Genomic DNA, 9,967 nt, shown 5'->3' on the forward strand with positions numbered 1-9,967 from the left:
GAATGAATCGGTAGGTTCAGGCCGTTGCGTCCGTCGCCATCGCATGTGCAGCGGCACGAGCGGGGGCGCTGTCGCTGACCGGCAAGCCAAGCTGGCCAAGGCAGAAATAACGTGTCTCGACGAACGGCTCGAAGCCTTCGACGCCGCCTTCGCGTCCAAGCCCCGACGACTTGATGCCGCCGAACGGAATCGGTGCGCCGGTGAATTTCGCGCCGTTGATGGACACCATCGCGAAGTCGAGTCGGCGGATCAGTTGAAACACGGTGTTCAGATCTTTCGCGCACACGTAGGCGGCGAGTCCATACTCGGTGTCGTTCGCGCGTTCGACCACTTCGTCGAGCGAATCGAACGGCGTGACCGCCGAGATCGGCGCGAAATTTTCTTCGTCGTAAATGCGCATGCCGGGCGCCGCATCGGCGACCACGGTCGGCTCGAAGAACCAGCCGCCGCGCTCGTGCGCCGCGCCGCCTACCGTGACGCGCGCACCCTTCTCACGCGCGTCGGCGACGCGCTGCACGGTCGTGTCGAACGCGGCCTGGTGCATCAGCGGGCCGACGTCCACGTTCGGGTCGAATGCGCCGCCCACTTTCAACGCCTTCACGGCATCGCTATATCGCGCGACGAACGCTTCATACAACGAACGCGCGACGAAGATCCGGTTTGCCGCGCAGCAGTCCTGGCCCGAGGTCTGGAACTTCGCCGCGACCGCGACGCGCACGGCCTGTTCGAGGTTCGCATCTTCGGTCACGATGAAAGGCGCGTTGCCGCCCAGTTCGAGCGCGGTCTTCTTGATGCCTGCCCGTGCGGCCGTTTGCATCACTAGCGCGCCGACACGCGTCGAGCCGGTGAAGCTGACCGAGCGCACGCGGCTATCTGAAACCAGCATTTCCATCGCCATTTGCGGCTCGCCGAGCACGACGTTGAACACGCCGGCCGGAAAGCCCGCTTCTTCGGCGAGTTGCGCGAGCGCGAGCGCGGAGAACGGCGTCTCGTGTGCGGGCTTCGCGACCACTGTGCAACCGGCGGCGAGCGCGGCGGCGGCCTTGCGGGTGAGCATCGCGCACGGGAAATTCCACGGCGTGATCAGCGCGGCCACGCCGACCGGCTCGATGATCGTGCCCAGATGAGCGCCATCGATATGCGTCGGAATCGTGCGCCCATTCAGGCGCCGCACCTCATGCGCGAACCATTCGACGAAGCTCGCGCCATACGCAATTTCGCCGCGCGCTTCAGCAAGCGGCTTGCCCTGTTCGAGCGACAGAATCGCGGCGAGATCCTGCTGATGACGCAGAATCAGTTCATGCCAGCGCAACAGCAGCGCCGAACGTTTGGCGACCGGCACCCAGCGCCACGTGTCGAACGCGCGCTGCGCGGCATCGACCGCGGCGGTGATCTGCGCCGCGTCGAGCATCGGCACATGGCCGAGCACTTCCTGATTCGCGGGATTCTGCACCGCGACGCTCGCGGCGCTCGCGCTATGAACCCAGCGTCCATCCACGTAGCACAGCGATTTGAATAAGACCGGATGACCCAGCAACATGACGACCTCCTGTGTGCGATGTCTGCTATCACTGTAGGTCCGGCGGCACTGCGGTTTTTTTTGTTGTCGCTTCTCGAAGGCTACGTTTTTTCTGCAATTCGCCACATGGTTATCGTTTTTTCGGGTGGGGCTTTTCGTCGTACTTCGACCGCATGTAGCGCGCCACTCAGCCGTTCTCGCCAATCGACTGCTCCGCCCATTCGGGCAAGCCTTCGGCCCCGCTTTTCACCACCTTCGTGACGATATAGGTGAAGTACTTTTCGATGCCCAATTCGTCGGTCAGCAACGTATCGATGAAGCGCTGATAGTGGTCGATATCGCGCGACAGCACCTGCATCACATAGTCGACACCGCCACCCGTCGCGAGGCATTGCACGACTTCGGACGCGGCCGCGATGCGCTCCTCGAAGCGCCGCATGTCCGGCGCGGTATGACGCGCGAGCGTGACCTCGACCACCACGCGGCTGCCTTTGAACGCGCGCACCCAATCGATATCCGCGCGATACCCGCGAATCACGCCCTCTTCTTCGAGGCGCTTCACGCGCTCCCATGCCGGCGAAATCGACAGATTGATTTCTTCGGCGAGGCTCGACTTCGTGATGCGTCCATCGCTCGCGAGAATGCGCAAAATCGCGAGATCGTAGCGGTCGAATTTCATCGCGTGTTCAGACCGTTACCGGTATGCCTCGTTCGAGCACGTCGGCGACCACCGCAACCGTGTCGCCGCTCTGCACGAGCCCCGGAAAATGCCGCGCGGCCAGCATGCCGCCGCGTCGCGCGCGATATTCGATCGGCGCGGCGCCGGTGCGCTTCGCGTCGTAGATCCGCGCGATCACCTCGCCGCCGTCGACCATGTCGCCGAGGTCCTTGCACAGTTCGAGCAGGCCATCGTGCTCGCTCGTCGTGTAGCAGGTGCCGTCGGGCATATCGAGCAGCGTCGTCGTGCGCGGCGCGCTCGCGCTCGAGTGACCCCTTGCTTCGCCTTGCCTGATGATTCCCGCATGCTGCAGAAAGCCGCGCACACCACGCTCCGTAATCGCCACGCTCTGCACGGTCGCCGTGCCGCCACCCCCGAGTTCGGTCGACACGAACACCTTGCCCGCTTCTTCGACGGCCGTGTCGTAAAGGCCGACGCTATCGAGTTCGAGCATCCGCATCGAGTACGGCGCGCCGAATGCACGCATCGCTGCCTCGCAGCGCGCCTGCTGCGTCGCGTCGGGCAGCACGTGAATCGCGGCGAACGGCACGAAGTCGAGCGTGCGGCCACCCGCGTGCAGATCGAGCACATAGTCGGCGAGCGGCAGCAGATAGCGCTGAAAATAATCGGCGATCTTCTCGGTCACGGTGCCGTCCGGCTTGCCCGGAAAGCTGCGATTCAGATTGCCGCGATCGATCGGCGACGTGCGCGTGCCCGCGCGAAACGCCGGAAAATTCATGAACGGCACGATGATCACGCGCCCGCGTACGTCACTCGCCTTCAACGTGGCGGCGAGCTTCGACAGCGCAATCGGCCCTTCGTATTCGTCACCGTGATTGCCGCCCGTTAGCAGCGCGGTCGGTCCCTCGCCGTTGCGGATCACGGTCATGGGGATCATCTCCGCGCCCCATGCGGAGACGTCGTGCGAATGAGGCAGCTTCAGGAAACCATGCTGTTCGCCGTCGGCGTTGAAATCGACCGTCGGTTGAATCGGGGATGCCCGCATCTGTGCTACTCCTTCTTGAGCCGCTGGCGCGGCGTATTGCCGTTCATCGCGTGTCATTTAGGCGGCGCGTCATTGCCAAATGTCGTTCCCGCCTTCGCGGCACGCGCGCGCTGCAATGCGAGCGCGGCGATAGCGGTGTCCTGCGCGCCGGTTCCGGTCAGATCGCAGATCGTCACGTCGGCGTCGCTCGTGCGGCCCGCGGCCTGTTTCGCGATCACCTGGCCCAATTCGACGATCGCCGCATCGTCACGCATCGTGCCCGCGGCGAGCGCGTGATGCAGTTCGCCGAGCACGCGCGTTTGCTGCGCGCGGTCGCATACGTAGCGCGCCGCCGCCAGCGCGGCCGGCGCGATTTCGTTCTTGTGCTCGGCGTCGGAACCCATCGCAGTGATGTGCAGGCCCGGATGCAGATCGGCCGCTTCGATCAGCGGCGTGCGGCTCGGCGTGGTGGTAATCGCGACGTCCGCTTCGGCGAGCGCATCATGAACGCTGGCCGCGACATCGCATCGCACGCCGGGCGTGTCGTTCACTTCCGCGGAGAAACGCAGCGCGCTCGCCGCGTCGCGCGCCCAGACGCGCACGTGTTCGACGCGGCGCACCAGCATCAAGGCCCGCAGTTGCAGACGCGCCTGCTCGCCCGCGCCGATCACCGCGACCTGCGGCGTGTGCGCTTTCGCGAGCCAGCGCGCCGCGACCGCGCCGGCGGCCGCCGTGCGTATCGCGGTCAGATAGCCGTTGTCGAGCAGCACCGCTTCGGTCAGCCCGGTCTTCGCCGACAACACGAGCATCAGACCATTCAGGCTCGGCAGACCGAGCGACGGGTTGTCGAAGAAGCCTGGACTGACCTTGATCGCGAAGCTGTCGAGGCGCGGCAGCCACGCGGTCTTCACGTCGACTTCGCCGTTATGCGCGGGCAGATCGAGCCGCAGGATCGGCGGCATCGCGACCGCCTCGGTCGCGAGCGCGACAAAGGCGGCTTCGATCTGATCGATGGCCGCGAGATCGAGCGGCACGAGTTTGCGGAGCTCGGCTTCGCCAAGGAGCGTGATCGAGGTCATGATGGGGTGTGTGAGTTCGGTGACGGCGCGGCTTGCGAGGTTTCGTTGCCGATGATCCGCCGATGCAGATCCATATCGATGTTCGCGCCCGTCACGACGAGCACGAGCGGCCCGCGCGCGATGCGTTCAGCGGGCAGCGCGTGATCGAGCACCGCGGCAATCCCCACCGCCGCCGCGCCTTCGACGACGAGCCGTTCCTGCCGATACGCATGCGCGATGCCGCGCGCGATCGACGCCTCGTCGAGCAGCACGGTCTCGTCGATCAGATCGCGCGTCAGCGCATACGTATAGCGGTTTTCGAGTCCGATGCCGCCGCCGAGCGAATCGGCGAGCGTGTCGACTTCCTCGACCAGCACCGGCCGTCCGACCGCGAGACTCGCATGCATCGCGGCGCCGCGCGCCATCGTGACGCCGGTCAGGCCAATCGTGGGATTGGTGCTTTTCGCCGCGAGCGCGATGCCGGCAAACAGCCCGCCGCCCGACAACGGCACCACGATGTTCGCGACATCGGGCAAGGCCTCGACGATTTCGAGCCCGATCGTCCCCTGTCCGGCGATCACGCGCGGATCGTCGAATGGCGGCACGTATGCATAGCCTTCTTCGCGCGCGAGCCGCAATGCTTCGTGCTCGGCCTCGTCCTGACTTTGGCCGGTAATCCGCACGTGCGCGCCGAGCGCCCGTACCGCGTCGACCTTGTTGGCGGGCACGAGGCGCGACAGACACACGGTCGCGTCCATACCGAGCGCGCGCGCCGCATGCGCGAGCGCGCGGCCATGATTACCGGTCGATGCGGTCACCACGCGAGTGCAGCCCTGCTCGGCCAACTGCGCCAGCGCATTGGTCGCGCCGCGCAGCTTGAAGCTGCCGGTCGGCTGCACGGTTTCGAGCTTCAGATAAACCGGCGTGCCCGCGTGCGCCGACAGGCTCGCCGATTCGACGAGCGGCGTACGGCATACGCGAGCGTCGATACGGCTGCGCGCGCGGTAAATGTCGGCTAACGAAAGATTGGCTGACGATGGAACGGACATGCATGAGGCCCTGCATCAAAGAGGTCGATTCGCTATTCGATGCGGGCACGGCTATCGCAGATAACCGCAGTGACTCGCGACCGCATCGCTTTCCATGCAGCCCAGTCTAGTGTTCTAAAAAAGGATTTCTATTGTCCTAGTTCATTTCGGTCAGCGTTACGCAATTCGCGCACCGGCGCGATCAGGTGAAATCGTGCACCTGCGGGTACTGCTCGAACACGTCGCGCATCGTTTCGAGCGCGGCTTTATAGGCGTCTTCGCTGACCTCGGCGCCGACGCAAACCCGCACCGCGTTAGGCCGGTCGGCGTCGCGCACGAGAAACGGATCGGGCGACGTGACTGCGATGTCGCGGTTGCGCAGTTCGCGCACCAGCCGATCGGTGCGCCAGTGATCGGGCACCCGCAGCCACGCCGATAGCGCCTGCGGATGCGCGCCCAGGACATATTTACCGAGCGTCTGCTGCAATTGCGACTGACGCCGCCCGAGCCGCTCGCGCTGAATTTCGACGAGCCGCGCGGCCGTGCCGTCGACGATCCAGCGCGTGGCGATCTCGGCCATCGGCGGCGTCGCCATCCAACTGCTCACGCGCAGCACGCTCTCGGCGCGCAGCGCGAGCCGGCGCGGCGTCGTCATATAACCGATGCGCAAGCCGGCCATCACCGACTTCGTAAAACTCGTGCAGTAGAACGAAAGATCCGGAATCAGGCTCGAAATGGGCGTGGAATGTTTGGCCGGCAACGGCCCGTACACGTCGTCCTCGATCACGTATACGCCATAGCGTTCGGCGATTTTCGCAATCGCGCGACGCCGTGAATCGGGCATCAACGCGACGGTCGGATTGTTCAGCGTCGGTGTGCAGACGAGCGCCGAGATGCGCTCGCTGTCGCACATCTCCTCGAAATGCTCGGGGTGAATGCCGTACTCGTCGATCTCGAGGCCCTTCAGCGTGAAGCCGAGCACGTTGGCCGAACCTATCACGCCGTGATCCGTCAGGCTTTCGCACAGCACGGTGTCGCCCGGCCCCACCAGCGAAGCGAGCGCGAGAAAAATGCCGTGGGCGGCGCCGTTCGTGACGAGCAGCGTATCGGCCGAAGCCGGCATGCCGAGCGACGCGAGCCATGCAATACCCGCCTGGCGATGATGCTCGAAGCCCGCGATCGGCCGGAACGCGCGAATCCACGGCTGATCGTCGAGCGTCGACAGCGTCGCGCAGACCTTGCGCCACATCGCGTCATGCTCGGACGTGTGAATGATGCGCGCGATCGAAAAGTCGACCACCGAACGCTCGGCCGTATCGAGCATGTAGCTCGACATCGTTTCGGTGACGCGAGCCGTGACGAAGCTGCCGCGCCCGACCTCGCAGCGGATCAGGCCTTGCCGCTCCAGTTCCTTGTACGCGTTGGTCACGGTTTGCACGCTGATCGCGAGTTCGGCGGCGACGTCGCGCTGCGGCGGCAGGCGCGCGCCCGGCGGCAGCGACGTGTTCTCGATGTCGCCGGCAATCGCCTTGACCAGCCGCTTGTATTTCGATTCCACGCCGTGCACCGCGCGCACGGCCTCGCGCCACTGCTCGATCACCGCTGCTCCTATGTTGTGGTGGATGCTGGCGCCGTGAGGAGTCGGCGTCGTCTCGCCTGATCTCCCATAGTGCGGCAGAAACGGGGGAGGAAATTAATGTCCTAGGGCATTTAACGCGAAAAAATGTGGGGCAGGATCTCGCCAAGCGGCGCCATCCAAGGATGACGGTTGAACGAGGCCACCTATTCCAGCGTCGCCAGTTCAACATGGAAAACGCGTGAGTGGACGTTATGCGGCTTGCGCGAGGTGGCGTGCGGCGGCAGAGAATTGGCGACCATTCGCGGGTGTGAGTCCTATCATTCAACCATTCACAATTCGCGAATCGCGATGCACATAGAGCGGTCAGCTGGTGTTTTTGTATTCAACTCGCGAACAGGAGGATAAGGTGTCGCCCCGTGTTTTCTGGCGGGCAACTCAGACCCGCGTGATCGTCATACTGGCAGCGCTGCTGGGGTTGGCATGTTTCGCCGATCCGGCGCACGCCGATCCTCCCAGGAACCCTGGTGTACCGACCTCCGTCGCCATTGGGCAATCGGTCACATGTCAGCCCGTCTCCACGACCCGGCCGCAGCCGGTGCTTCCAAAGGGATTTACGGAGCGGATTTTATACAGCGGTTGTCTCAATCAGCCGACGGCAATCAGTTTCAACGCAAGCCAGACCAGAGTCTTCATCGCCGAAAAAGGCGGCAGGGTTTGGAATTGCGACCTGGCGACGCCTACCTGTACGTTGATCGCCGACCTCAGCAATGAAGTCTGCAACGATGTCGACCGGGGACTTCTCGGGATTGCGGTCGATCCTCGGAACGACGGCAAAATTTACGTGCTTTACACGACGCCTCCAGCTACAGGGGCCTGTAGCGGAAACGTTCTGACTCACGGCCAGCTTTCGCTGCTGACAACGGCGGGAGCGGGCACGACCGAAACGAAGATCCTCCCTCCCGCAGGGTCAGGCAATCAAACGTGGTGTTTTTTCTACACGTCTCACAGTATTGGCGGACTAGTCTTCGGAGTTGACAACAGAACGCTGTACGTTAGCGCTGGCGACGGCGCGAGCTTCGATCAGGTGGACTACGGACAGTTGGATACTGCGTGCGGCGATGGCACGAATCTGCCGCAGGGCGCGTTTCGCAGTCAAGGCGTGTCTCCCTATAGCGACGGCGCTGTTCTCCGGATCACGAACCCGGGTTCGACAACTCAAAGCGTTGCCCTGGTTGCGCAAGGCTTACGCAATCCGTTCCGGTTCGCCCGCCTGCCTGGTAGTACGGACGAGCTGTATATCGGCAATGTGGGCTGGAACAGTTGGGAGGCAATCGATCATGTCACTGTCGACGGCCAGGACTTCGGCTGGCCGTGCTACGAAGGATGGAGCCCTGGCGCCAACTTCGCTGCGGCTCCCGAGCCCGACTATCAAAACACGGGCTACTGCGGAAAGTTCGCGGGTGCCACGGCGCCGTTTTATGCGTACGCTCACACGAGCTACATTTCAGCCGATGACAGTCGTGGAAGAACCTGCGGCGGCAAGCCGAACGGCGGAGGGCCGGACCGGAACGGCAGAGGGCCGGACCAGAACGGCAGTGTCATCTCTGCGATCGGGTTTACCGACGATACGAGCCCAACCTACCCTGCTCAATTCAAAAACGCACTGTACTTTGGTGATCTTCTGCGGCAATGCATCTGGACCATGCAACCTCCGAACAACGTGCCCCAGACTTTCGCAAGGGGTCTGCAGGGAGGACCGGTGGATCTGAAGGCGGGCCAGAATGGCGACCTGTTCTACGTGGATCTCGTGACCAGTACGATCAGGCGAATTACACACAACTAGGAAGAAGTATCGGTGGCGCGCTACAGCAACCCCGCAAAATGCGCCACCACGAACACAACCGCGCCGCCCGCGATCAGCACCAACGCATTGATACGCGTCGTCATCACGAGCACGGTCGCGATGGCCGCGGTGAGCCACGCAATCCACCCGCCTTCGAGCTCCTTGAGCAGCACATAGACGGCCGCGAGAATCAACCCGGCAGCCACCGGCCGCAACCCGGCCTGCAACGCATTCAGCCAGCGCGCGCCTTCGTGCCGGTTCCATACGTGCACGACGCCATACATCAGAAACGCAGTCGGCCCAAATAGCGCGACGGTCGCGACGAGCGCGCCACCGAGTCCGCCGACCTGATAGCCAATCAGCGTCGCGAGCAGCGAGCCGGGGCCGGGCGCGAGCCGCGCGATCGCGAAGTCGCTGAGAAATTGCGCATGGGTCATCCAGTGATGCACGTCGACGACCTGGCGCTGCACTTCGGGGATGATCCCTTGCCCGCCACCGACGGTGACGATCGACAGCGGCGCGAACACCGAAAACAGGGCGATAAGAGTTCTGAGCACGGCAGAAGCTTTTGTGGAGTTTGACTAGCGGCGATAAAAGCCGATCAGGGCTGGCGCGCCTCGCGCACGTATTCATAGCCGACGCTCAACCCGCCGGCGATCAGCACGGTCCACACCAGCGATACGCGAAACACCGCGGCGGCCGCGAACGTCGCGAGCAGCACCAGATACGGAAACACGCGGCGCGGCAGCCGGCGTGCGGCGGTGATCGCCATCGACAGCGACAGCCCGATCGCGCCGGCCGCGGCGCCAGCGAGCGCGATATGCGTGAGCGGAAACGATGCGATCGCCGAGAAGAACGCGCCGAGCAGAATGATCACGACGGCCGCCGGAAAGATGATGCCGCAGAATCCCGCAACAGCGCCGCGCCAGCCGAGCAGCCGGTAGCCGATCCAGATCGCCAGATTCTTCACGTTGACACCGGGCAGCGCCTGCGACAACGCGAGGCCGTTGAGAAATTCGTCTTCGCTCATCCAATGGCGGTCGTGCACGAACTCGCGCATGAACCATCCGCTCAGTCCGCCGCCGAAACTCGTCAGACCGATGCGGGCGAAGATCAGAAAGAGGCCGAGCGAGGTCACTTCGCGCGGCGGCGGTGCGTGGTGTGGCGCGTCGTCTTCGGGTGTCGATACCGGGTCGCTGACGTCTTGCCCGTGGATGCCTTTGGCCAATGCTCGTCC

The 9,967-nt window shown here is 64.0% G+C and carries 9 protein-coding genes; 1 reads left to right on the forward strand and 8 read right to left on the reverse strand.

From position 1 onward, the window contains the following. Positions 1-16: 16 nt before the first annotated feature. From F6X39_RS06935 to F6X39_RS06960, 6 genes are all read right to left on the reverse strand, one after another. On the reverse strand, positions 17-1,540 hold the full coding sequence (locus F6X39_RS06935; RefSeq protein ID WP_187616068.1) for an NAD-dependent succinate-semialdehyde dehydrogenase: 1,524 nt from the start codon (positions 1,538-1,540) through the stop codon (positions 17-19). 166 nt (positions 1,541-1,706) lie between these two features. Continuing rightward, positions 1,707-2,198 (reverse strand): Lrp/AsnC family transcriptional regulator, encoded by a 492-nt coding sequence (locus tag F6X39_RS06940; RefSeq protein ID WP_187616069.1) that lies wholly within the window; start codon positions 2,196-2,198, stop codon positions 1,707-1,709. 7 nt (positions 2,199-2,205) lie between these two features. Continuing rightward, positions 2,206-3,243: a N(2)-acetyl-L-2,4-diaminobutanoate deacetylase DoeB gene (doeB, locus tag F6X39_RS06945; protein WP_187616070.1), complete on the reverse strand. Its 1,038-nt coding sequence runs from the start codon at positions 3,241-3,243 to the stop codon at positions 2,206-2,208. Positions 3,244-3,296: 53 nt separating this feature from the next. Beyond that, the gene (locus tag F6X39_RS06950) at positions 3,297-4,301 is read right to left on the reverse strand and encodes a cyclodeaminase (RefSeq protein WP_187616071.1); all 1,005 of its coding nucleotides are present in this window, start codon (positions 4,299-4,301) and stop codon (positions 3,297-3,299) included. After that, positions 4,298-5,329, reverse strand: coding sequence for a hydroxyectoine utilization dehydratase EutB (eutB, locus tag F6X39_RS06955; protein WP_187616072.1), 1,032 nt, complete (start codon positions 5,327-5,329; stop codon positions 4,298-4,300). The genes F6X39_RS06950 and eutB overlap by 4 nt, the downstream gene beginning before the upstream one ends. 181 nt (positions 5,330-5,510) lie before the next feature. Further along, positions 5,511-6,908: a PLP-dependent aminotransferase family protein gene (locus F6X39_RS06960; RefSeq protein WP_187616073.1), complete on the reverse strand. Its 1,398-nt coding sequence runs from the start codon at positions 6,906-6,908 to the stop codon at positions 5,511-5,513. A gap of 385 nt (positions 6,909-7,293) precedes the next feature. Between F6X39_RS06960 and F6X39_RS06965 the strand changes: the two genes are divergently transcribed. Then, on the forward strand, positions 7,294-8,730 hold the full coding sequence (locus F6X39_RS06965) for a PQQ-dependent sugar dehydrogenase (protein WP_187616074.1): 1,437 nt from the start codon (positions 7,294-7,296) through the stop codon (positions 8,728-8,730). A 20-nt stretch (positions 8,731-8,750) separates the two neighbouring features. On the opposite strand, the gene F6X39_RS06970 is transcribed toward F6X39_RS06965, so the two are convergent. Both F6X39_RS06970 and F6X39_RS06975 read right to left on the reverse strand, forming a co-directional pair. Then, positions 8,751-9,287: a chromate transporter gene (locus tag F6X39_RS06970; protein WP_187616075.1), complete on the reverse strand. Its 537-nt coding sequence runs from the start codon at positions 9,285-9,287 to the stop codon at positions 8,751-8,753. A gap of 44 nt (positions 9,288-9,331) precedes the next feature. Beyond that, on the reverse strand, positions 9,332-9,958 hold the full coding sequence (locus tag F6X39_RS06975; RefSeq protein WP_187616076.1) for a chromate transporter: 627 nt from the start codon (positions 9,956-9,958) through the stop codon (positions 9,332-9,334). Positions 9,959-9,967: the final 9 nt, after the last annotated feature.

It is taken from the genome of Paraburkholderia sp. UCT2, assembly GCF_014397665.1.
In the GTDB taxonomy this organism is placed as follows: domain Bacteria; phylum Pseudomonadota; class Gammaproteobacteria; order Burkholderiales; family Burkholderiaceae; genus Paraburkholderia; species Paraburkholderia tuberum.